This is a genomic window from Rathayibacter sp. PhB152 (assembly GCF_003751395.1).
GTDB classification, from domain to species: Bacteria; Actinomycetota; Actinomycetes; order Actinomycetales; family Microbacteriaceae; genus Rathayibacter; species Rathayibacter festucae.
Genome location: NZ_RJUT01000004.1, coordinates 1 through 21729 on the forward strand (window position 1 = coordinate 1; position 21729 = coordinate 21729).

The following is a 21729-nucleotide window of genomic DNA, read 5'->3' on the forward strand; positions in this document are numbered from 1 at the left end:
CTGGGTTGATAGGCCGGATGTGGAAGACAGGACTAAAGACTGTCGGAGCTGACCGGTACTAATAAGCCGATAACTTGATAATCACTACACTCATATCGTTGTAAAGGCTGGTAGGAGTGGTCAGAGATTGCTTGCGTCCACTTTGTGGTTCCCAGAATACGGGCTACATAACGCGGGTCGTGTTCGCAAAGACACGATCAGCACACCGCACCTTCGGGGCGGATAATAGAACACACGCATGACGTGTGACCCAGATTTGACCACCACCACGCCTTCGGCTGGTGGGTGTGTCTGAGAGGGTTACGGCGGCCATAGCGAGAGGGAAACGCCCGGTCACATTCCGAACCCGGAAGCTAAGACTCTCAGCGCCGATGGTACTGCAGGGGGGACCCTGTGGGAGAGTAGGACACCGCCGGACACCAATTCACGATGGCCACCCAGAAATGGGTGGCCATCGCTGTTTAACCAGAGGTTCTCCACGGGAGAGCCGAGAGCCGCTCGACGCGGCGCCGTGAGGAGTGACGATGTCCGAGGACCGCACGTCCGGAAGCGAGAGCGTCGAGCTCGGCGATCGCCTCGACGACATCGAGCAGTCGCCCCTGGCATCGCGGGCGGCCGCCTACGCGGAACTGCAGGAGCAGCTGCGGGTCCGGCTCGAGGGTGGTGACTCCACTCGATGACCGACTCCGAGGATCAGCGGCTCGACACCGCACTCGCCACTCGAGGCATCGCCCGCTCCCGAGTGCATGCGGCGCGCATGATCGCCGACGGCGTCGTCACCGTGGACGGTGCGCCGGCGCTCAAGCCGTCGATCCGAGTGCGACCCGAGCAGGAGGTCGCCGTCGCCTCGCTGGACCACTACGTCAGCCGGGCGGCTCACAAGTTGATCGCCGCACTGGATGCCTTCCCCACCGTGAAGGTCGACGGTGCGAACGCCCTGGATGTCGGCGCTTCCACCGGCGGCTTCTCCCAGGTGCTCCTGGAACGCGGAGTCGCGTCGGTTATCGCGCTCGACGTCGGTCACGGGCAGCTGGCTCCTCGGATCCGCTCCGAGGAGCGAGTGCGAGTCGTCGAGGGCTTCAACGCCCGGGAGATGACGGCGAGCTCGCTCGCAGCGGCCTCTCGAACGGATGACGTACCGGACCTGGTCGTCGCCGACGTCTCCTTCATCTCCCTGTCGATGGTGCTGCCGGCCGTCGCCGCCTCCGTCGCGCCGAGCGCCGACTTCGTCGTCCTGGTCAAGCCGCAGTTCGAGGTGGGGCGACTCGGCATCAAGGAGGGCATCGTCCGCGATCCGGAGCTCCGGCGCGAGGCACTCTCGGACGTGCTCTGGTCCGCCTGGGACGCGGGACTCGGGGTGGCCGGTCTGATCGCCTCGCCGCTCCCGGGCGGCGCTGGGAATCAGGAGTATCTGGTGCACCTCCACCGCGACCGCGGAACGATTCCGACAGAATGGAGGGACGCGGTCACCGCGCTCACTCTCGGGTGACGCGATCGTGTCCGCCGCCGTCGATCGACCCGAAGGACACCCACTCGATGCAGTCCCCTCCTGGCGAGCGCAACATCCTCGTCATCGCCCACACCGGACGGGCGGACTCCCTCGAAGCGGCGATCCTCGTGGTCGGACGCCTCCGCGGGTCCGGTGCCCGGCCCGTGCTCTGCGCCGACGACAAGGGCGACATCGTCCGCACCGCACCCGAGCTCAGCGACGTGGCCGTCCTCGGTGCTGACGTCACTCTGGAGGAGATCGAGCTGGTCTTCGTTCTCGGCGGCGACGGCACGATCCTGCGCGCGGCCGAGATCGTCCGGACCGGCACGGCGCCGCTGCTCGGAGTGAACCTCGGCCATGTCGGCTTCCTCGCCGAGAGCGAGCGCGACGACCTCGACGACGCGGTCGCGCGCGCACTCGACGGCGACTACGCCGTGGAGGAGCGGATGACGCTGCAGGTGCGCGTCAAGATCGACGACGCCGTCGTCTACGAGACCTGGGCGCTCAACGAGGCGACCGTCGAGAAGGGCAGCCGCGAGCGGATGCTCGAGGTGATGGTCGGCGTCGACGGCCGCCCGCTCTCCAGCTTCGGCTGCGATGGCATCGTCGTCTCGACGCCCACCGGCTCGACCGCCTACGCCTTCTCCGGCGGCGGTCCCGTCGTCTGGCCCACGCTCGAGGCGATGCTGCTCGTGCCTCTCAGTGCGCACGCCCTGTTCGCCCGCCCGCTCGTCGTGGGGCCGGACTCCAGCCTCGCCGTCGAGGTGAAGGAGCGCACCGACGGCGTCGGCGTGCTCTGGGCCGACGGCCGGCGCACCTACGAGCTGCCGCCCGGGGCGCGGGTGGTCTACCGCCGCTCGCCCGTGCCGGTGCGCTTCGCCCGCCTGCACGACGCCCCGTTCACCGATCGCCTGGTGCAGAAGTTCGGTCTCCCCATCCGCGGATGGCGGGGGTCGGCGGAGACGGAGTAGCCGCATGCTCGAGGAGCTGCAGATCCGCGACCTCGGCGTCATCGCCGAGGCGACCCTCCCGCTCGGACCGGGATTCACCGCCGTCACCGGTGAGACCGGTGCGGGCAAGACCATGGTCGTGACCGCGTTGGGCCTCGTGCTCGGCGCGCGCTCCGACGCGTCCGCCGTCCGCTCCGGCAGCAAGCAGGCCTGGGTGTCGGGCCGCTGGCTCGTGCCCGAGGAGGGCGCGGTCGCGGATCGCGTCCACGACGCCGGCGGCGACCTCGACGGCCCCGAGCTGCTGCTCGCCCGCTCGGTCTCGGCCGAGGGGCGCGGCCGCGCCGTCGTCGGCGGCCGCAGTGCTCCGGTCAGCGTGCTCAGCGAGCTGGCCGATCAGCTCGTCGTGGTGCACGGGCAGTCGGACCAGATCCGGCTCCGCTCGGCGGCCGCGCAGCGCGACGCGCTCGACCGCTTCGGCGGGCCCGAGCTGGGGGAGGCCCTGTGCGACTACGCGAGCGCCTTCGAGCGCTGGCGGGCGAACCGCGAGGAGCTCGACGAGCTGACCACGGCGCGCGAGTCGCGGGCACGCGAGGCGGAGCGACTCCGCAGTGCGCTCGCCGAGATCGAGGTGGTCGCTCCGCAGCGCGGCGAGGACGTCGAGCTCTCGACGCAGTCCGAGCGGCTCGGCAGCATCGAGCAGCTGCGCATCGCCGCGGGGGAGGCCCGCGAGGCCGTGTCCTCGGAGGAGCTCGACGGCCGCGACGCCCTCGGTCTCGTCGAGATCGCCCGCCGGGTGCTCGAGCGCGCCGCGGAGCACGACGCGGCGCTCGAGCCGCTGACTCAGACCCTCGGTGAGGCGTCGGTGCTGCTCGGCGACGTCGCGGCCGGCCTCTCCTCCTACCTCGCCGAGCTCGACCTCGACGGCGCGCACGACCTCGAGCTGATCGAGAACCGCCGGGCGGAGCTCTCCGCGCTCGCGCGCACCTACGGGCCGACCCTCGACGACGTGCTCGACCTCGTCGACTCCTCCGGTCTGCGGCTGCTCGAGCTCGACGGAGACGACGAGCGGATCGCAGCCCTCGAGGTCGACACCGCCGCCGATGCCGATCTGGTCGAGCGGCTCGCCGACCGGCTGACCGAGTTGCGCACCGCCGCCGCCGTCGAGCTGGGCGCGCGGGTGAGCGACGAGCTGACCGCGCTGGCCATGGCCGATGCGCGTCTGCACGTGCAGGTCGGCAGCGCGAGCGAGCCGACGGTGCACGGACGCGACACGGTGGAGATGCTGCTGCAGCCGCACACCGGCGCCACTCCGCGCGCGCTCGCGAAGGGCGCCTCCGGGGGAGAGCTCTCGCGGGTGATGCTCGCGATCGAGGTGGTCGTGGCGGCGAACGATCCGGTGCCGACGTTCGTCTTCGACGAGGTCGATGCAGGCGTCGGCGGTGCGGCGGCGATCGAGATCGGTCGCCGGCTCGCGCGCCTGGCTGAGACGTCGCAGGTCATCGTGGTGACGCACCTGGCGCAGGTCGCGGCCTTCGCGACCAACCACCTCCGGGTCGAGAAGGGCTCGGACGGCTCGGTCACCTCGAGCGCGGTGACCCAGCTGGATCCCGAGCAGCGGGTGTCCGAGATGGCACGCCTGCTCTCCGGACTGACCGACTCCGAGAACGCCCTGGCGCATGCGCGGGAGCTGCTCGAGTCGAGCCGGCGGCGCTGACGACGCGCGGTTCGCGGCCCCCCGACCGGTTCGAAATCGGCGGGGGCGGCGCCCGGAGCCGGTTCTGCTGTTACGGTGGAACCCCGTGGTGGACAATTCGAACTCGGGCCTTTCCTCTTCTTCTTCCGACACTTCTGCGGCCGGGCGCGACACCGCCCCTGCGAAGGTCACGAAGCACATCTTCGTCACGGGCGGGGTCGTCTCCTCGCTCGGCAAGGGCCTGACGGCCGCCAGCCTCGGCAACCTGCTCACCGCGCGCGGACTGCGCGTCGTGATGCAGAAGCTCGACCCGTACCTCAACGTCGATCCCGGGACGATGAATCCGTTCCAGCACGGCGAGGTCTTCGTGACCGACGACGGCGCGGAGACCGACCTCGACATCGGGCACTACGAGCGCTTCCTCGACATCAACCTGAACCAGGCGGCGAACGTCACCACCGGTCAGATCTACTCCCGGGTGATCGCCCGCGAGCGGGCCGGCGAGTACCTCGGCGACACGGTCCAGGTCATCCCGCACATCACCGACGAGATCAAGCGCCGCATGCGCCTGCAGTCCGAGGACGACCCGCAGCCAGACGTGATCATCACCGAGATCGGCGGCACCGTCGGCGACATCGAGTCGCAGCCCTTCATCGAGTCGGCCCGCCAGGTGCGCCACGAGCTCGGCCGCCGCAACGTCTTCTTCGTGCACGTCTCGCTCGTGCCGTTCATGGGCGCCTCCGGCGAGCAGAAGACCAAGCCGACCCAGCACTCCGTCGCCGCGCTGCGCTCGATCGGCATCCAGCCGGACGCGCTCGTGCTGCGCAGCGACCGGCCGGTGTCGGAGTCGAACAAGCGCAAGATCGCGCTGATGTGCGACGTCGACGAGCAGGCCGTGGTCAACGCCAAGGACGTCGCCTCGATCTACGAGATCCCGTCGATGCTCAACGAGCAGGGGCTCGACTCCTACATCATCGACCAGCTCGATCTGACGGCCGGCGAGGTCGTCTGGGACGGCTGGTCGCAGCTGCTCGAGGCCGTGCACGAGCCCAAGCACGAGGTGACCATCGGCCTGGTCGGCAAGTACATCGACCTGCCCGACGCGTACCTCTCGGTCACCGAGGCGCTGCGGGCCGGCGGCTTCGCGCAGCAGACCAAGGTCGTCCTGCGCTGGATCGCGTCCGACGGACTCGAGGACCCGGAGGCGGCCGCGAAGGCCCTCTCGGAGCTCGACGGCATCTGCGTCCCCGGCGGCTTCGGCATCCGCGGCATCGAGGGCAAGCTCGGCGCGCTGCGCTTCGCCCGCGAGAACGGCATCCCGACGCTGGGCCTGTGCCTGGGGCTGCAGTGCATGGTGATCGAGTACGCGCGCAACGAGGCCGGACTCGAGGGCGCGTCGTCCTCCGAGTTCGACCCGGAGACCGAGTTCCCCGTCATCGCGACGATGGCCGAGCAGGTCGAGATCCTCGCCGCCGGCGACATGGGCGGCACGATGCGCCTGGGTCTCTACACCGCCGATCTCGCCGAGGGCTCGATCGTCGCCGAGGTCTACGGAGCGCCGCAGGCGGCGGAGCGTCACCGCCACCGCTACGAGGTGAACAACGGCTATCGCGACCGCATCGCCGAGGCCGGCCTCTGGTTCTCGGGGACGTCGCCGGACGGCAGCCTCGTCGAGTACGTCGAGCTGCCGCGGGAGAAGCACCCCTTCTACGTCGGCACGCAGGCGCACCCCGAGCTGCGCTCGCGGCCGAACAACGCGCACCCGCTCTTCAAGGGGCTCGTGACCGCGGCGCTGGAGCGCCAGGAGGCGTCGCGGCTGTTCCCGGCGTCGGAGGCCGGCTCCGATGACTGACGCGACCGACTCCGTGCCCTCGGACGCGCTGCTCTCGGACGAGCTCGTCGAGCCCGAGATCCTCACCAGCGAGCGCGTCTTCGACGGCATGGTCTGGGGCGTCCGCGCCGAGACCTTCCGCTACGGCGACGGCGAGCTGCGCCGCGAGTTCCTCGACCACACGGGTGCCGTCGCGGTGCTCGCCCTGGACGACGAGGACCGCGTCGCGCTGATCAAGCAGTACCGCCACCCCGTGCGCACCCGCGAGTGGGAGATCCCGGCCGGCCTCCTCGACATCGAGGGGGAGGACGCCCTCGTCGCCGCGCAGCGCGAGCTGGGGGAGGAGACCGACCTGCGGGCCGGCCGCTGGGACCTGCTCTCGGAGTTCGCCACCTCGCCCGGCGGCAGCGACGAGGTGATCCGCATCTACCTGGCGCGCGATCTCTCCGCCACCGACGCCGCCTTCGAGCGCGAGGCGGAGGAGGCCGACATGGAGCTGCGCTGGGTCGCGCTCGACGAGGCGGTCGACGCCGTGCTCGCGCGGCGGGTGCAGAACCCGTCCCTCTGCCTCGCGGTGCTCGCGGCGGACGCCTTCCGCGCGCGCGGCTGGGCCGGGCTCGGCGACGCCTCCTCGCCGTGGACGCGGCACCCGCGGGTCCGCCGGGGGTGACTCCGGCCGCGATCGCCGACGCCTTCCTCCGGCAGGCGAGCGTCGAGCGCGGACTCTCGGCGCACACGATCGCCGCCTACCGGCGCGATCTGGGGCTCTACCTCGGCTGGCTCGAGGAGCGCGGGGTCACCGATCTCGCGACGCTCCGGCGCTCGGACGTGGGGGACTTCGCGTCCTGGCTCGCGGCGCGGGCCGAACGGCCGCTGGCGGCGAGCTCGCGGGCGCGGATCCTCTCGAGCGTGCGTGGGCTGCACCGCTTCGCGCTCGAGGAGGGGCACGTCGCCGACGACGTCGCCCACGACGTGCTGCCGCCGAAGCTCCCGATGACGCTGCCCAAGGCGATCACGGTCGAGCAGATGGCGTCGCTGCTCGAGGCGGCCCGGGGCGAGGAGCTGTCGGAGCTGCGCGATCGGGCGCTGCTGGAGCTGCTCTACGCCACCGGGGCGCGCATCTCGGAGGCGGTCGATCTGAGCGTCGACGACGTGTTCGACTCCGAGGTGGTGCGGCTGACCGGGAAGGGCTCGAAGCAGCGGATGGTGCCGCTCGGGAGCTTCGCGCGCGAGGCGGTGCAGGACTACCTGGTGGGGGCGCGGCCCGAGCTGTCGCGGCGCGGGCGGGCGACGCCGGCGCTCTTCCTCGGGGTGCGCGGAAGCCGCCTGTCGCGGCAGAGCGCGTGGCTGGTGATCCGCGCGGTCGCGGAGAAGGCGGGGCTGGATCGCGAGATCTCGCCGCACACGTTCCGGCACTCCTTCGCGACGCACCTGCTCGCGGGCGGGGCGGACGTGCGGGTGGTGCAGGAGCTGCTGGGGCACGCCTCGGTGGCGACGACGCAGATCTACACGCTGGTGACGGCGGACACGCTCCGCGACGTGTACACGACGGCGCACCCGCGCGCGCGGCGCTGAGGGGGCGGGGCGGTTCATGGTGATCGAGTAGCCCGCGGAGCGGGCGTATCGAGATCCGGCAGCGTCAGAAGTGGAGTCTGCAGACCCGCCCTGCTGAGGACGGCAAGTCTCGATACGCCCCTGCGGGGCTACTCGACCAGCATGGAGGGGGCCGCTGCAGCTGCTCGACCAGCAGGCGCGCTCGAGATCGACGGACGCCGGGGCGGCGGCGGGGACGACGACGGGGTCGCCGGTACACTCGACGGAGGCCGCGCGGGAGCGCACGCCGACACGGGAAGCGAGGCGACGCAGGTGACACGCAAGACGGACGACAAGGCCGAGCTCACCGGTCTCGAAGCCCCGACGCTCGGCCCGACCGGCCGGCCCCTGCGCGACTTCCCGCTCCCGGCGGAGCTGACCGGGCACGGGCCCGCGCGCATCATCTCGCTCTGCAACCAGAAGGGCGGCGTCGGCAAGACGACGACGACCATCAACCTGGGCGCGACGCTCGCCGAGTACGGCCGCCGCGTGCTGGCCATCGACTTCGACCCGCAGGGCGCGCTTTCCGCCGGTCTCGGCGTCGCCACCTACGACGCGATCACGATCTACGACCTGCTGCTCGGCACCGTCAAGGACCCGAGCGAGGCGATCCGCCCGACCCGCGTCCCCGGCCTCGACATCATCCCCGCGAACATCGACCTGTCGGCCGCGGAGGTGCACCTCGTTAACGAGGTCGCCCGCGAGACGATCCTGGCCCGGGTGCTGCGCAAGGTCAGCGCCGACTACGACGTGATCCTGATCGACTGCCAGCCGTCGCTGGGCCTGCTCACCGTGAACGCGCTCACCGCGAGCCACGGCGTGCTCATCCCGCTCGAGTGCGAGTTCTTCGCGCTGCGCGGCGTCGCGCTGCTGATCGAGACGATCGACAAGGTCCGCGACCGGCTGAACCCGGTGATCGAGCTCGACGGCATCCTGCCGACCATGTACGACTCGCGCACGCTGCACTCGCGCGAGGTGCTCGACCGGGTGGTCGACGCCTTCGGCGACAGCGTGCTCGAGACGGTGATCGGACGCACGGTGAAGTTCCCCGACGCGAGCGTGTCGGGGGTGCCGATCACCACGTTCGCGCCGGAGCACAACGCGGCGAAGGCCTACCGCAAGCTCGCCAGGGAGCTGATCTCGCGTGGCGCGGTCGCCTGAGGCGCTCCTGCTCGACCAGGAGGCGGACACCGCCCCCGTCTCCCGCGGCTTCACCGTCGCGCTGTCGAACTTCGAGGGGCCCTTCGACCTCCTGCTGAGCCTGATCGCCAAGCAGCAGGTCGACATCACCGAGATCGCGCTGAGCGCGGTGACGGACGAGTTCCTCTCCTACCTGCACGGCATCGACACGGCCGAGGGGCTCGACCGCGCCTCGGAGTTCCTGGTCGTCGCGGCGACCCTGCTCGATCTCAAGATCGCCGGGCTCCTGCCGCAGGGCGAGCTGGTCGACGCGGAGGACGCGGCGATGCTCGAGGCGCGCGACCTGCTCTTCGCCCGGCTCCTGCAGTACCGGGCCTTCAAGCAGGTGTCGGCGTGGTTCGCCGAGCGGATCGACGCCGAGACCGGCCGGCACGTGCGCCAGGTGCCGCTCGAGGAGGAGTTCCGCGCGAAGAAGCCGGAGCTGGTCTGGACGCTCTCGCCCGAGGACTTCGCGGCGCTCGCCGCCTTCGCGCTCGCGCCGCGCGAGATCCCGACCGTCGGGCTCGACCACCTGCACGCGCCGCTGATCAGCATCCGCGAGCAGGCCGCGTACATCGTGGCCGTGCTGCGCGAGCGGACGACGGCGACCTTCCGCGTGCTCGTCGCCGATGCGGACGAGAAGGGCGTGATCGTGGCGCGCTTCATCGCAGTGCTCGAGCTCTACCGGCACGCCGCGATCGCGTTCGAGCAGCCGGAGCCGCTCGGCGAGCTGACCCTGCAGTGGGTGGCGGAGAACTGGTCCGACGCGAACCTCGCGCACCTGGGGGCCGACTATGACCAGTGAGCCCACGAGCGCCGACTCCACGACCGTCGCCGGTCCCGGCACCGTCGCGTTCGAGATCGACCGCGCCGTCGAGGCGATCCTGATGATCGCGGACGAGCCGCAGTCGCTCGCCGCGCTCGCCACGGCGCTCTCCCGGCCGATCCCGGTCGTCCGGCAGTCGGTCGAGCGGCTCGCCGCGGACTTCGACGGCGCCGACGGCGGCATCCGCCGCGGCTTCGAGCTGCGCGAGGTCGGCGGCGGCTGGCGGGTCTACGTGCGCCGGGAGTACGACTCCGTCGTCTCCGACTTCGTGCTGACCCAGAACCCGACCAAGCTGTCGCAGGCGGCCCTCGAGACGCTCGCGGTGATCGCCTACAAGCAGCCGATCTCGCGCGGCCAGGTCGCGCAGATCCGCGCGGTCAACGCGGACTCCGTCGCGCGCACCCTCCTCGGCCGCGGCCTGATCGCGGAGGTCGGCAGCGACCCCGAGACCGGCGCGGTCCTCTACGGCACCACCGAGCAGCTGCTCGTCCATCTCGGCCTCGCCTCGCTCGACGAGCTGCCGAAGATCTCCCCCCTACTGAGCGACGGACGGAACGGATTCGATGAGCGCGGCTGAATTGCCCGAGGGCGAACGACTGCAGAAGGTCCTCGCGGCCGCGGGGGTCGCCTCCCGCCGCGTCGTCGAGGAGATGATCGTCGCGCGGCGGATCCGTGTGAACGGCGAGGTCGCGAGCGAGCTCGGCCGCCGCATCGACCCGCAGAACGACCGGATCGAGGTCGACGGCGTCGCCGTGCAGCTGGACACCTCGCGGCGCTACGTGATGCTGAACAAGCCGGTCGGCGTCGTCAGCTCGCTCTCGGACGAGAACGGCCGGCCGGACCTGCGGACCTACACCCAGAACTTCGAGGAGCGGCTGTTCAACGTCGGCCGCCTCGACTCCGAGACCTCGGGGCTCCTGGTGCTGACCAACGACGGCGAGCTGGCGCACGTGCTCGCGCACCCGTCGTTCGGGGTGACCAAGACCTACATCGCGAAGGTGCACGGCCAGGTGCTTCCGCAGACGATCGCGGCGCTGACCGCCGGCGTCGAGTTGGAGGACGGCACTGTCGCGGCCGACAAGGCGCGGCTGCTCGGCCGGCCCGAGGGGCGCTCGAACGCGTCGCTCGTCGAGATCACGCTGCACTCCGGGCGCAACCGCGTCGTCCGGCGGATGATGGCCGCGGTCGGGCATCCGGTGCTCGAGCTGGTGCGCCGGCAGTTCGGCCCGCTGCACCTGGGCTCGCTGCGCTCGGGCGACCTGCGCGACCTGACCCGCGACGAGCTGGGTGCGCTGCTGACCATCTCGCGCCAGGGCGGCGAGGCGCCGGTGGAGAAGCCGGAGCCGACGCGCCAGGCGAGCGCGGGCGCGCGGCGGCCGCGGCCGCAGACGGCGGACGACCGGGGGACCGAGGGGCGCGGGGAGCGGCGGACCGAGGAGCGCTCGGTGCGGCGCTCGGAGGAGCGGCCGGTCAGGCGTTCCGAGGAGCGGCCTGAGCGCCGGTCGGAGGACCGTCCGGTGCGTCGGTCGGAGGAACGGCCTGAGCGTCGCTCCGACGACCGGCCCGTCCGTCGATCGGACGACCGGCCCGTCAGGCGATCCGAGGACCGGCCCGAGCGTCGGTCGGAGGACAGTCCGGTGCGTCGTTCGGACGATCGCCCCGTGCGTCGATCCGAGGACCGGCCCGAGCGCCGTTCGGACGACCGCCCGGTGCGTCGCTCCGAGGAGCGTCCCGAGCGTCGCGCGGACGACCGCGGTGACCGTCGCTCGGACGAGCGCCGTCGCGACGAGCGCCCGCGCGAGCGTCCGTCCGATGCGCTGCGCGCCGACGACCGCGCGACGCCGCCGCAGGACCGGCGACGCCCCTCCGCGAACAGCGCCGAGCGGCCCGACTCCGGTGTGCGGCGCAGCGGCCAGGACAAGCGGCGTCGGCCTGATCGGTAGGCTGTCGGGGTGAACGAGCTCCTGCACCCCGCCCCGCCCGCGATGCGGACGACGGGGACGGTGCGGGTGGTCGGCTCCGGCCTGCTCGGCGCGTCGATCGGCCTGGGCCTCGCCTCGCGCGGGGTCGACGTCGTCCTCGACGACGCCTCGCCCGCCAGCCTCTCGCTCGCCATCGACTACGGGGCCGGCCGCGCCGCGACCGCCGACGACCGGCCCGTGCTGATCGTGGTCTGCGTGCCGCCGGACGTCGTCGCCGGCGTCGTCGAGCGCGAGCTGGCCGCGTTCCCCGAGGCGGTCGTCACCGACGTGGCGAGCGTCAAGATGCAGCCGCTGCGCGAGCTGCGCGCCCGCGGCCTCGACCTCAGCCGCTACATCGGCTCGCACCCGATGGCCGGTCGAGAGCGCGGTGGTCCGGTGGCGGCCCGCGGCGACCTCTTCGTCGGCCGGCCCTGGGTGATCTGCCGCGACGGCGAGACGCCGCCCGAGGCGCTCGCCCGGGTCGAGGCGCTCGCGCTCGACCTCGGCGGCTCGATCATCGAGATGGGCCCGGAGGAGCACGACCGCTCGGTCGGCCTCGTCTCGCACGCGCCGCAGGTGATCTCCTCCCTGCTCGGGCAGCGTCTCGTCGACGCGCCGAACGACGCCCTGCGGCTCGCCGGCCAGGGCGTGCGCGACGTCTCGCGGCTCGCCGCCTCCGCTCCGGAGCTGTGGGTGCAGATCCTCGGCGCGAACCGCGAGCACGTGGTCGCCGTGCTCGACGCCTTCCGCGACGACGTCGCCGCGGTCGCCGACGCCCTGCGCGACCTCGACGCCCCGGGTGCCCGCCGCCTGCTCGCCGAGCACCTCGCCGCGGGCAACGCCGGGGTCGCCCGGCTGCCCGGCAAGCACGGCCAGGACCAGCGCTTCTCCACCCTGATCGTCCTCGTCGACGACACCCCGGGCACGCTCGCCCGGCTGTTCGTCGAGATCGGCGAGGCCGGGGTCAACTTGGAGGACGTGCGCCTCGAGCATGCGGAGGGGCGCCGCGTGGGCCTCGCCGAGATCTCGGTGGTGCCGGAGGCCGTCGGCCCGCTGACCGAGGAACTGACCGCACGCGGCTGGAGGATCGCCGGATGAGCACGGAGCAGAACAGGCAGGAGGGCGGCCTGAACCGTATGACGCCCGCGCGCCGCGCCCAGCAGAGCATCCCGGAGGACGGGGGAGCGGCGCCCGAGCGCGCGAGCGGCTCTCGCAGCGACGACGTGCCCGACTTCGGCGACGCCGTCGTCGTCGCGATCGACGGACCGGCCGGCAGTGGCAAGTCGAGCGTCTCGCGCGAGGCGGCCCGCCGGCTCGACTTCGAGTTCCTCGACACCGGCGCCGCGTACCGCGCGCTCGCCTGGCACGGCCTCGACACCGGGCTCGACTTCGCCGACGAGAACGCGATCGTCGACGCGCTCGACGGCTTCGACTACTCCATCGGCACCGACCCCGAGTCGTACTCGGTCTGGGTCGGCCGGACCGAGGTGACCGCTGCCATCCGAGAGCCCCGGGTGACCGGTCAGGTCTCGGCCGTGGCCAAGGTCCCGGAGGTGCGCCGGCGGATCACGCTGCTGTTCCGCCGCATCATCGGCGAGACCCGCAAGGCCGGCATCATCGTCGAGGGGCGCGACATCACGACGGTCGTGGCGCCGACCGCCGGGGTGCGGATCCTCCTGACGGCGAGCGAAGAGGCTAGGATGGCGAGGCGTTCGCGCGAAGTCACCACGCAATCCGCTGAAGCGACGGGTCAGGCACTGCGGTCCAGGGACCGCGCCGACTCCCAGGTGGTGGACTTCATGAACGCCGCAGACGGAGTCACTCTTCTCGACTCCACTCACCTCGACTTCGAGCAGACCGTCGATGCGGTCATCGCCGAGGTCCGAACTTCGAGAGCAAGGGCCGATCATGGCACAGGACACGCACGTCGGTGACGACGAGCTGAACTTCGGAGACGACGACCTCGTCGAGCGCCTCGGCGACCTCGACGAGCAGCTCGCCTCCTCGCGCGCCCAGGCGCTGCGCAGCGGACTCGAGGACTACGACCTCGACGAGGAGGACCGCGACCTCCTCGAGTACGCCAGCGAGGACCCCGACGAGATCCGCTACCTCCCGGCGCTGCCGGTCGTGGCGATCGTCGGCCGTCCCAACGTCGGCAAGTCGGCGCTGGTCAACCGCATCCTCGGCCGCCGCGAGGCCGTCGTCGAGGACACCCCCGGCGTCACCCGCGACCGCGTCTCGTACAAGGCCGACTGGCTCGACCGCCAGTTCACCGTCGTCGACACCGGCGGCTGGGAGCCCGATGCCCGCGGCATCGACGCCTCCGTCGCGATGCAGGCCGAGATCGCGATCGACCTCGCCGACGCCGTCATCTTCGTCGTCGACGCGAACGTCGGCGCGACGGCGACCGACGAGCACGTCGTGAAGCTGCTCCGCAAGACCAAGAAGCCGGTCTTCCTCGCGGCCAACAAGGTCGACGACGTGCGCCAGGAGCCGAACGCCGCCTCGCTGTGGTCGCTCGGCCTCGGTGAGCCCCACCCCGTCTCGGCCGTGCACGGCCGCGGCGTCGCCGACCTGCTCGAGACGGTGCTGGAGAAGCTGCCGCTCGAGTCGCTCGTCGCCAAGCGCGAGGTCGGCGGCCCGCGCCGCGTCGCGATCCTCGGCCGCCCCAACGTGGGCAAGTCGAGCCTGCTGAACAAGGCCGCGGGGGAGGAGCGGGTCGTCGTCAACGAGCTGGCCGGCACCACCCGCGACCCGGTCGACGAGCAGGTCGAGATCGCCGGCAAGATCTGGCGCTTCGTCGACACGGCGGGTATCCGCCGCCGCGTGCACCTGCAGCAGGGCGCCGACTTCTACGCGTCGCTGCGCACCTCGACCGCGCTCGAGAAGGCGGAGGTCGCGGTCGTCGTGATCGACGTCTCCGAGCCGATCTCGGAGCAGGACGTCCGCATCATCGACCTGGTGCTCGAGTCGGGCCGCGCGCTCGTGCTCGCCTTCAACAAGTGGGACCTCCTCGACGACGAGCGCCGCCGCTACCTCGAGCGCGAGATCGAGAAGGACCTCGCGCACGTGGCGTGGGCGCCGCGCGTCAACATCTCCGCGAAGACCGGGCGTCACCTCGAGAAGCTGGTGCCCGCGCTCGAGCTCGCCCTCGAGTCCTGGGACACCCGCATCCCGACCGGTAAGTTCAATGCGTTCCTCACCGAGCTCACCGCGGCGCACCCGCACCCCCTGCGCGGCGGCAAGCAGCCCCGCGTGCTGTTCGGCACCCAGGCGTCCTCGCGCCCGCCGACATTCGTGCTCTTCACCACCGGCTTCCTCGACCCGGGCTACCGCCGCTACATCGCGCGCCGCCTACGCGAGATCTACGGCTTCCAGGGCTCGCCGGTGAACGTCAACATGCGCGTGCGGGAGAAGCGCGCGCGCTGAGGCGTTCTGTCGCGGCGGCTTCGGCTCGTCGTTCTGCATCCGGCTCGCGGGGATCCTCGGATCCCGCGAGCCGGACGCGTTTCTGCGTGCCGGACCATGCTGATCGGGTAGCCCGCGGAGCGGGCGTCTCGAGATCCACCCCCGCCCGCGCATCCGGCGATCGATCGGTCACGAACGGTCGTGCTCCGCGCGCCGACCCGACCACTCGTGACGGATCAGTCCTGCGTGGCGAACGGCCACCAGGACGGCAGCAGCCGCCGGTACGCCGCGAGGTAGGTCTCGGGAGTGCGCGGCTCGGGGAGCCGCAGCCACGCCTCCATCAGGCCGGTCGAACCGGCGGCGAGGAAGGAGGCGGTGCCGTCCGCGAGGAACGCGGTGATGTCGTCGCCGTCGGGCAGCTGCAGCGTCCCGGTCTCGAGCGTCGCGAGGACGGCCGCGCGGAAGTGCAGCGCGAGCATCGCCCGGACACCCGAGTCGCCGCCGGGAGCGTCGAACGCGCGCAAGTAGAGGTCGCGGCGCGACTCGAGGTGACCGAGGATCCGCGCCGTGCCCTGGCGGATGGTCGAGTCGGTCGCCGCTCCGGCTCGGAGGGTGTCGAGATACTCGTCGCGGATCGTGTCGAGCTCGTCGGCGAGTGCCGCACAGAGCAGCTCGGCGGCCGAGGTCGCGTGCGCGTAGAAGGTGGAGCGGTTGACGCCGGCACGGTCGGTGATCTCGGAGACCGTGAGGCTGGAGACGTCTCTGGCAGTCGCCAGATCGATGATGGCTCGGTGCAGGGCCACCTGCGATCGCTTCTGCCGCGCGTCCACTGCTGCTGCCTCCTGTAGGGCGCTCGCTCCGGTCCGCCCGGCGCGCACTGCCTCAGCGATTCTACGGGCGCCGAGCGTCGGTCGTTTTCACTCTCGGCCCCGCGATCCGCTAAGGTAGTCGAGTTGCCCGGGCCTCGGTCCGGACTGCCACGGGCTGTGGCGCAGCTTGGTAGCGCACTTGACTGGGGGTCAAGGGGTCGCAGGTTCAAATCCTGTCAGCCCGACAGAAAGCCCTGATGAGACCTCCGTTCGCGGATTGGTCCTCATCAGGGCTTCGTCGTTTCTCCGGCAGCTCTTCAGCGAGACGAGCTGCTCAGTGCAGCAGTGCCGCGACCTCCGCGAAGGCCGCCTCCCGCCGAGCCACTCGCGCCTCCCGCTCGAGCGGGTCCTTCGTGAAGAGGGCCTGCGGGGACGGGTGGAACGTGCGCACGACGGCCAGGCCGCGCTCGCGCTCGATGCCCGGGTGCAGGCGGAGCAGGCGGCGCCAGCCGTGGTCGGCGTCGGCGCCCTGCAGCAGGACGACCTCGATGCTCGGTGCGAGGTCGAGCAGGTGCAGGACGGTCGGGATCCCCGCGTCGAGCTGCTCCGCGGTCGGTGCCTTGCCGATGTACCAGGGGTAGGCGTTCCAGGGCAGGAGATCGAACGGCGTGAGTCCGACGTCCGTGATGAGGCGCGACATCAGCTCGGCGGAGCCGTCGTCGTTCTCCGTGCAGAGGAACCCGCTGCCCGCGCCGTCCCGGGTGCCGGGGCCGGGGTCGCGCAGGATGCTGAGCACCCGCGCCTCGGTGCCGCCGTGCAGGGGAGCGATGTAGGGGAGCCAGCCGCGGTCGTACGGGTTCCGCAGCTCGTCGATCCAGCGGTTGACCGGGGCGACGTGGGGCGCGTAGCGCTGCTCCCACTGCTGGCGGCGGAAGTCGAGGTCGGCCATGGCGCGGGGCATGACTGCACCCTAGACCTCGGGTGCACGCGACGATCGGGCAGGCCTGGCGGACTCGAGGACGGCCCAGGCGAGACCGGAGGAGAGCAGGCCGGAGATCAGCAGTGCGCCGGAGAGGGTCAGCAGGACACGGAGTGCGTCGTTTCCCTGGCTGTGGAGCGCAAGGCTGGAGGCGGCGCCGGCCACCGGCAGCACGGTGAGCGCGACCGCCACGACCACCCGGCCGAGAAGCAGATCCGAGAAGGCGCGTGATCCGACGCCGGCGAGCGCAGCGGTTGCGCAGCAGAGTGCGAGAGGAAGGACTGCAAGCACACCCCAGCCGATCCCGTGCAAGTACACCGAGGCCCAGAGAACGACGGCGGGCAGCGACACGGCCGACGAGATGAGGGCGTGAAGGCCGACACCGGCGAATCCGGCTCGGGCGATCGAGACGTCCGCGAGCGGGAGGTGCTGGTGGTCGAGGTCCTGCGCGGTCGCCTGAGACGGACCCGGAAGCGCGAGGATCAGCACGAGGAGAAGTCCGCCCAACGGCATCGGCACGCTGTCCCGCAACAGGCTGGAGAGCACCGCCACGGCGAGGAGGGCGAGCGCAGTGCGAGGCTCCTGCCAGCGCCGGCGCCGAGTCTGCGCCAGGTGACTCGCGAGGACCGCGCCGACCGCGGAGTCGGGCCATCGCGTCCATGAGGGACGGCCGACGGCGTAGCCCCGGCCGGCAAGAGTCCGGTTCGACTCGCCGGAGAGGACCCGGGTGAGCTGGTTCGCGAGGATGCTCTCCTCGACCGCGGGTTCGACGAAGATTCCGGATCGCCGGACGAGCAGGCCGACGGCGACGCTCGACAGCAGGAGAACGCCGATGGTGGCGGAGGCGTGCGCGAGTCCGCTCGCCTCGGGCGCGAGGATCACCTCGAAGAGGAGACCGGCGGCGCTCATCGCGGCCGACCCGATGGAGTCCTCGCCCACGAGCAGCGACTGCACCCCGAGGGCGATCCAGACCGCGCCCGCGGCGAGGACGCAGGTCAGCCCGATCCGGCGCCGCCCCGGCCGGGCGATTCTTCCGAGGAGATGGCTGGTCAACGACGTCGCCCGGATCAGGAGGAGGACGGCCGTCATCGCGCACCCCGAGAGGACGCCCCACGCGACCGGCTCTCCGCGGAGAAGCAGCGCCGTCGCCGACGCCGTGGAGGTGGTGACGAACGCGATCGCCGCGGTCCCGACCGCATGCACCACCACGACGATCCGCGGACCACTCGGGCTCTGCAGCACCCAGGACACGTCCGCGGGCTGCAACCGCAGCGGCGAACCCCGCTGCGCTGTCAGTGACACCAGGATCAGAGAGAGACCGAGGACGAATCCCGCGATCCGCGTGGAGGGCGCCTCCGTCGGAGACCCGCCGGCCCCACCCTGAACCAGGAGCCAGACGCCGCTCGACGCAGCGATCACGAGGGCGACGATCGCGAGGGGATTCGTCACGAGGGCCGTGGTGCTGCGGATGCGGATGCGCAGGTAGGCCCGGGAGAGAGCGAGCGCGCCGGCAAGGGGAAGACGCCGCGCTCGTTCAGTCGTCGTCATCGCGAAGAGCTCCCACGACACGGAGATAGACGTCCTCCAGAGGCGGCTGCCCCTCGAGATCGTCGCGCCCGAGACGCGCGATGTGCGCGATCCTCCCGGCGTGCAGGATCACCGCTCGATCGGCGATGCGCTCCAGCTCGGTCAGCCCGTGCATGGAGAGCAGCACGCCGCAGCCTTCCTCGGCCAGCCGCCGGACCTCGTTCCGGAGCTCGCGCACCGAGACGGCATCGAGGCCGTTGAACGGCTCGTCCAGCAAGAGGAGCCCGGCGCCCTTCAGCAGCGCAAGAACGAGAGCGAGCTTGCGGCGCATCCCCTGCGAGAGCTGATGAGGGAGGAGGTCGTGCTTGTCGCTCAGTCCGTAGCGCTCGAGGAGCGACGGTCCGAGCGACTCGTTCCGGGGTGAGCCGCTCAGCCGCTCGATCAGCCGGACGTGCTCCACAACGCTCAGACCCGGGTACAGGTCCGGTTCCTCCGGCATGAGGCTGAGGGCTCGTCGAGCCTCCGTCGTGCCGATCGCGTGACCGAGGACGAGGGCACTGCCATGCGAGGGCTCGTACAGTCCGGCGAGGGTGCGCATGAGGGTGGTCTTCCCGGCGCCGTTGGGTCCGACGAGTCCGACCACCTCGCCGGCGTCGATCGTGAAGGAGACGTCGCGGAGCACATCGACTGAGCCCATGCGCTTCCCGAGGCTTCGAACGTCGAGGAGCAGGCGAGGAGTGTCGTTGTCACCCATCGGTGGTCAGCCAGAGGGAGAGATCGCCGCCGGCCCGCTCGATCGCCTCCCGCAACGGATCGAGGCCGCCCTCTTTCAGAAGCGCTGCGAGCATCTTCCGGAGATCGGGAGATCCGCTCGCGGCGGCCCTCTCGACTGCCCGACGGACTGCGGGGTCGTACTGCACCGCTCGTCGATGACGAATGAGCAGTTGAAGGACGGGTCGTGCGGTGGTGCTCGCATCCCAGCCGCGCTCGTCGCCGAATGCCTGGATCACGCGTTCGGTGCTGTCACCCGGCGCGAGGCACGAGGCGTAGGCGAATGCGACGTGCAGCGCCGACACAGGCTCACTCTGCTGCTGGGCCACCTGTCCGGCGATGGTCATCACCCTGCGGAACTCTGCTGTGCGTTTCACGCTCCCCCTCCTCGACGTCATCGAGGAGCGTAGGTTCGCGCCCACCATCAGACAAGAGGAATCCTCGAATTGGCGCGTTGCACACGATCTGACCGACTGCCGGCCTCGCGCCGGTCTACTTCGTGAGCTGTCCGAGCTTCGCGTGGGAGCGGGAGTAGGCGAAGTAGATCGCGAAGCCGATGGCCAGCCAGATCAGGAAGCGCAGCCAGGTCTCGATGGAGAGGTTGAGCATCAGGTAGGTGCAGATCAGGGCGGAGAGGCCGGGCAGCCAGGGGTTGAGTGGGACGCGGAAGCCGCGCTTGAGCTCGGGGCGCTTGCGGCGGAGGACGATGACGCCGACGGAGACCAGGACGAAGGCGGAGAGGGTGCCGATGTTCACCATCTCCTCGAGGACGCCGATCGGGGTGAGGCCGGCCAGCAGGGCGACGATGATCGTGACGACGACCGAGGTGACCCAGGGGGTGCGCAGGCGCGGGTGGACCTTCGCCAGGCGCTGGGGGAGCAGGCCGTCCCGCGACATCGCGAAGATGATGCGGGTCGCGCCGATGAGCAGGGTCAGCACGACAGTGGTGAGGCCGGCGACGGCGCCGGCGGAGATGACCGTCGCCATCCAGGTCTGGCCGTGATACGCGAAGGCGTTGGCGAGGGCGGCGGAGGGGTCGAGCTCGCGGTAGGGGACCATGCCGGTGACGACCAGGGCGACGGCGCAGTAGAGCACGGTGCAGATGATCAGCGAGGCGATGATGCCGATGGGCATGTCGCGCTGCGGGTTGCGGGTCTCCTCGGCGGTGGTCGCGACGACGTCGAAGCCGATGTAGGCGAAGAAGACCAGCGAGGCGCCGGCGATGATGCCGCCGACTCCGAAGGTCGCCGGCTCGATGCCGGAGAGGAACTGCAGCAGCGGCTGGGCGAGACCGGACGCGGCCTGCGACGCCTCCGCGGGCGGGATGAACGGCGAGTAGTTGCTCGCGTTGATGAACTGCAGCCCGGCGATGATGACGAACAGCACGATGAAGAGCTTCACGGCGACCAGCACCAGGTTGACGCGCAGGGACTCCTTGATGCCGAAGGTCATCAGGGCGCCGAGCACGAGCACCAGCAGGATCGCGGGGACGTCGACCACGCCGCCGTAGGAGATCGCCTCCGGCAGGACGATGCCGAACTGCCCGAGGAACGAGCCGAGATAGGCGCTCCAGCCCTGGGCGACCACGCTCGCTCCGAGGAACAGCTCGAGGATCAGATCCCAGCCGATGATCCAGGCGAAGAGCTCGCCGAGCGAGGCGTAGGAGAACGTGTAGGCGGAGCCGGAGACCGGCACCGTGGAGGCGAACTCCGCGTAGCACATGGCCGCGAGCGCGCAGGCGAAGGCGGCGACGACGAAGCTCAGCACGATCGCGGGGCCGGCGATGTCGTGTGCGGCGCGGCCGGTGAGCGTGAAGATGCCGGCGCCGATCACGACGCCGACGCCGAAGACGGTGAGGTCGAGGGCGCTCAGCGACTTCTTGAGGCGGGTCTCGGGCTCGTCGGTGTCGGCGATGGACTGCTCGACGGACTTGGTGCGGAGGAGGCTCACGGTGGTTCTCTCTGGTGAGGTGACGCGGTGTGCGGCGGGTCGCGATGCGACGGCACTCCGGGAGGATAGCGGCGCGGCGGGCCCGTGCGGCAGCCCTCGCGCCGATGGCGGGAGGCGGGGCCTTCGCGCGCTCCCGCGGCGAGGCCGTTGTCAGTCCGTCGTGAGCTCGTCCTTCTCCCGAGTGCTGATCGTTCCCGGAGCGGGCGTCCCGGGATGGGCGGGGCCGCCGGTGACCATCACCTCCACGTGGGCGCGCTGCGGAGGGTCGGAGTAGACGAAGGGGTAGGGCGCGCCACTCACGAGCGCTGCGACCTTCATGACACCGCCGATGCTGTAGGGGATCGAACCCGCGTAGGAGCCCGCGGGGATGAGGATGTAGCCGCCGCGGGGACCGACGCGGACGACCTGCGTCGACCCGAGGGTGAAGTCGTGATCCGTCCTGAAGTCCACCCTGCCCTCCTGGCGCAGCACGATCGGAGTTCCTGTGATCCCGTCTCCGTTCACGAACACCGAGATCTCGAAGCGCCGACGGGCACCCAGGTCGGTGGTCACGAGTCCGGCATCGATGACGCGCACCCCCAGGAAGGTCTCGGGGAGGACGGGGGAAGGGGAGACGGATGCCGCGGCACCGGGCGCCGCCGCGCAGGCGGCGATGACGGGCGTCGACCACGCGGCGGCGAGAGTGGACCGTCGGGCGACTCCCGGCCTCTGGGCGGAGTCGTGATCGTGCTGATCTCCGGTGTGCTCGTCGAACGGCATTCTG

At 71.2% G+C, this 21729-nt stretch carries 20 protein-coding genes, 1 tRNA gene, 1 rRNA gene and 1 pseudogene; 16 read left to right on the forward strand and 7 right to left on the reverse strand.

Annotated features, from left to right (window positions below; translation table 11 throughout):
• Positions 1–301: 301 nt before the first annotated feature.
• The 15 genes and pseudogenes from rrf to der all read left to right on the forward strand — a co-directional run bounded on the left by rrf (position 302) and on the right by der (position 14951).
• Positions 302–418, forward strand: a 5S ribosomal RNA gene (gene rrf / locus EDF36_RS09950).
• Between the two features lie 106 nt (positions 419–524).
• The gene (locus tag EDF36_RS21270) at positions 525–680 is read left to right on the forward strand and encodes a hypothetical protein (protein WP_185020439.1); all 156 of its coding nucleotides are present in this window, start codon (positions 525–527) and stop codon (positions 678–680) included.
• Positions 677–1489 (forward strand): TlyA family RNA methyltransferase, encoded by an 813-nt coding sequence (locus EDF36_RS09955; protein ID WP_123732906.1) that lies wholly within the window; start codon positions 677–679, stop codon positions 1487–1489. Before EDF36_RS21270 ends, EDF36_RS09955 begins: the two co-directional genes overlap by 4 nt.
• Before the next feature lie 47 nt (positions 1490–1536).
• Entirely contained in the window at positions 1537–2460 is a 924-nt protein-coding gene (locus tag EDF36_RS09960) for an NAD kinase (protein WP_123733311.1), read from the forward strand.
• A 4-nt stretch (positions 2461–2464) separates the two neighbouring features.
• A complete protein-coding gene (gene recN, locus EDF36_RS09965; protein ID WP_123732907.1) occupies positions 2465–4153 on the forward strand; it encodes a DNA repair protein RecN in 1689 nt (562 codons plus the stop codon).
• 67 nt (positions 4154–4220) lie between these two features.
• Positions 4221–5984, forward strand: coding sequence for a CTP synthase (locus tag EDF36_RS09970; protein ID WP_185020470.1), 1764 nt, complete (start codon positions 4221–4223; stop codon positions 5982–5984).
• Positions 5977–6633: an NUDIX hydrolase gene (locus EDF36_RS09975; RefSeq protein ID WP_123732909.1), complete on the forward strand. Its 657-nt coding sequence runs from the start codon at positions 5977–5979 to the stop codon at positions 6631–6633. The genes EDF36_RS09970 and EDF36_RS09975 overlap by 8 nt, the downstream gene beginning before the upstream one ends.
• Positions 6630–7538, forward strand: coding sequence for a site-specific tyrosine recombinase XerD (gene xerD, locus EDF36_RS09980; RefSeq protein ID WP_123733312.1), 909 nt, complete (start codon positions 6630–6632; stop codon positions 7536–7538). The genes EDF36_RS09975 and xerD overlap by 4 nt, the downstream gene beginning before the upstream one ends.
• A 291-nt stretch (positions 7539–7829) precedes the next feature.
• Complete coding sequence (locus EDF36_RS09985; RefSeq protein ID WP_123732910.1) at positions 7830–8717, forward strand: ParA family protein; 888 nt, start codon at positions 7830–7832, stop codon at positions 8715–8717.
• Positions 8701–9540 (forward strand): ScpA family protein, encoded by an 840-nt coding sequence (locus tag EDF36_RS09990; RefSeq protein ID WP_123732911.1) that lies wholly within the window; start codon positions 8701–8703, stop codon positions 9538–9540. Before EDF36_RS09985 ends, EDF36_RS09990 begins: the two co-directional genes overlap by 17 nt.
• Positions 9530–10138, forward strand: a complete 609-nt coding sequence (scpB, locus tag EDF36_RS09995; protein WP_123732912.1) for an SMC-Scp complex subunit ScpB — start codon at positions 9530–9532, stop codon at positions 10136–10138. The genes EDF36_RS09990 and scpB overlap by 11 nt, the downstream gene beginning before the upstream one ends.
• Positions 10125–10889, forward strand: a pseudogene (locus tag EDF36_RS21795) (pseudouridine synthase); the annotation flags it as partial. The gene scpB and the pseudogene EDF36_RS21795, both read left to right, overlap by 14 nt.
• Positions 10890–11546: 657 nt before the next feature.
• Positions 11547–12620 (forward strand): prephenate dehydrogenase, encoded by a 1074-nt coding sequence (locus EDF36_RS10005; RefSeq protein ID WP_123706617.1) that lies wholly within the window; start codon positions 11547–11549, stop codon positions 12618–12620.
• Positions 12617–13456: a (d)CMP kinase gene (cmk, locus tag EDF36_RS10010; RefSeq protein WP_260300665.1), complete on the forward strand. Its 840-nt coding sequence runs from the start codon at positions 12617–12619 to the stop codon at positions 13454–13456. Before EDF36_RS10005 ends, cmk begins: the two co-directional genes overlap by 4 nt.
• Complete coding sequence (gene der / locus EDF36_RS10015; protein ID WP_123732914.1) at positions 13431–14951, forward strand: ribosome biogenesis GTPase Der; 1521 nt, start codon at positions 13431–13433, stop codon at positions 14949–14951. The genes cmk and der overlap by 26 nt, the downstream gene beginning before the upstream one ends.
• Before the next feature lie 215 nt (positions 14952–15166).
• Here the strand turns inward: der and EDF36_RS10020 are convergent, their stop codons facing one another.
• Positions 15167–15733 carry a TetR family transcriptional regulator gene (locus EDF36_RS10020; RefSeq protein WP_148059256.1) on the reverse strand — a complete coding sequence of 189 codons (567 nt, stop codon included), beginning with the start codon at positions 15731–15733 and terminating at the stop codon, positions 15167–15169.
• Positions 15734–15910: 177 nt separating this feature from the next.
• On the opposite strand from EDF36_RS10020, the gene EDF36_RS10025 reads away from it, so the two are divergent.
• A tRNA-Pro gene (locus EDF36_RS10025) sits at positions 15911–15984 on the forward strand.
• Between the two features lie 89 nt (positions 15985–16073).
• On the opposite strand, the gene EDF36_RS10030 is transcribed toward EDF36_RS10025, so the two are convergent.
• The 6 genes from EDF36_RS10030 to EDF36_RS10055 all read right to left on the reverse strand — a co-directional run bounded on the left by EDF36_RS10030 (position 16074) and on the right by EDF36_RS10055 (position 21725).
• Complete coding sequence (locus EDF36_RS10030) at positions 16074–16700, reverse strand: uracil-DNA glycosylase (protein ID WP_123732915.1); 627 nt, start codon at positions 16698–16700, stop codon at positions 16074–16076.
• Positions 16701–16709: 9 nt separating this feature from the next.
• A complete protein-coding gene (locus EDF36_RS10035; protein ID WP_123732916.1) occupies positions 16710–18287 on the reverse strand; it encodes a hypothetical protein in 1578 nt (525 codons plus the stop codon).
• A complete protein-coding gene (locus EDF36_RS10040) occupies positions 18253–18942 on the reverse strand; it encodes an ABC transporter ATP-binding protein (protein ID WP_185020440.1) in 690 nt (229 codons plus the stop codon). The genes EDF36_RS10035 and EDF36_RS10040 overlap by 35 nt, the downstream gene beginning before the upstream one ends.
• A gap of 49 nt (positions 18943–18991) precedes the next feature.
• Positions 18992–19393: a hypothetical protein gene (locus tag EDF36_RS10045; protein WP_148060016.1), complete on the reverse strand. Its 402-nt coding sequence runs from the start codon at positions 19391–19393 to the stop codon at positions 18992–18994.
• A 115-nt stretch (positions 19394–19508) separates the two neighbouring features.
• Positions 19509–20966, reverse strand: coding sequence for an amino acid permease (locus tag EDF36_RS10050; protein WP_123732919.1), 1458 nt, complete (start codon positions 20964–20966; stop codon positions 19509–19511).
• Between the two features lie 150 nt (positions 20967–21116).
• Positions 21117–21725: a hypothetical protein gene (locus EDF36_RS10055; RefSeq protein WP_123732920.1), complete on the reverse strand. Its 609-nt coding sequence runs from the start codon at positions 21723–21725 to the stop codon at positions 21117–21119.
• Positions 21726–21729 lie beyond the last annotated feature (4 nt).

Coding starts and splice junctions, on each gene's coding strand:
- cmk (WP_260300665.1), top strand. CDS start 12,617: ATGAGCACGGAGCAGAACAGGCAGGAGGGCGGCCTGAACCGTATGACG.
- scpB (WP_123732912.1), top strand. CDS start 9,530: ATGACCAGTGAGCCCACGAGCGCCGACTCCACGACCGTCGCCGGTCCC.
- EDF36_RS10005 (WP_123706617.1), top strand. CDS start 11,547: ATGCGGACGACGGGGACGGTGCGGGTGGTCGGCTCCGGCCTGCTCGGC.
- der (WP_123732914.1), top strand. CDS start 13,431: ATGGCACAGGACACGCACGTCGGTGACGACGAGCTGAACTTCGGAGAC.
- EDF36_RS09955 (WP_123732906.1), top strand. CDS start 677: ATGACCGACTCCGAGGATCAGCGGCTCGACACCGCACTCGCCACTCGA.
- recN (WP_123732907.1), top strand. CDS start 2,465: ATGCTCGAGGAGCTGCAGATCCGCGACCTCGGCGTCATCGCCGAGGCG.
- EDF36_RS10040 (WP_185020440.1), bottom strand. CDS start 18,942: ATGGGCTCAGTCGATGTGCTCCGCGACGTCTCCTTCACGATCGACGCC.
- EDF36_RS09960 (WP_123733311.1), top strand. CDS start 1,537: ATGCAGTCCCCTCCTGGCGAGCGCAACATCCTCGTCATCGCCCACACC.
- EDF36_RS10055 (WP_123732920.1), bottom strand. CDS start 21,725: ATGCCGTTCGACGAGCACACCGGAGATCAGCACGATCACGACTCCGCC.
- EDF36_RS21270 (WP_185020439.1), top strand. CDS start 525: ATGTCCGAGGACCGCACGTCCGGAAGCGAGAGCGTCGAGCTCGGCGAT.
- EDF36_RS10030 (WP_123732915.1), bottom strand. CDS start 16,700: ATGCCCCGCGCCATGGCCGACCTCGACTTCCGCCGCCAGCAGTGGGAG.
- EDF36_RS09975 (WP_123732909.1), top strand. CDS start 5,977: ATGACTGACGCGACCGACTCCGTGCCCTCGGACGCGCTGCTCTCGGAC.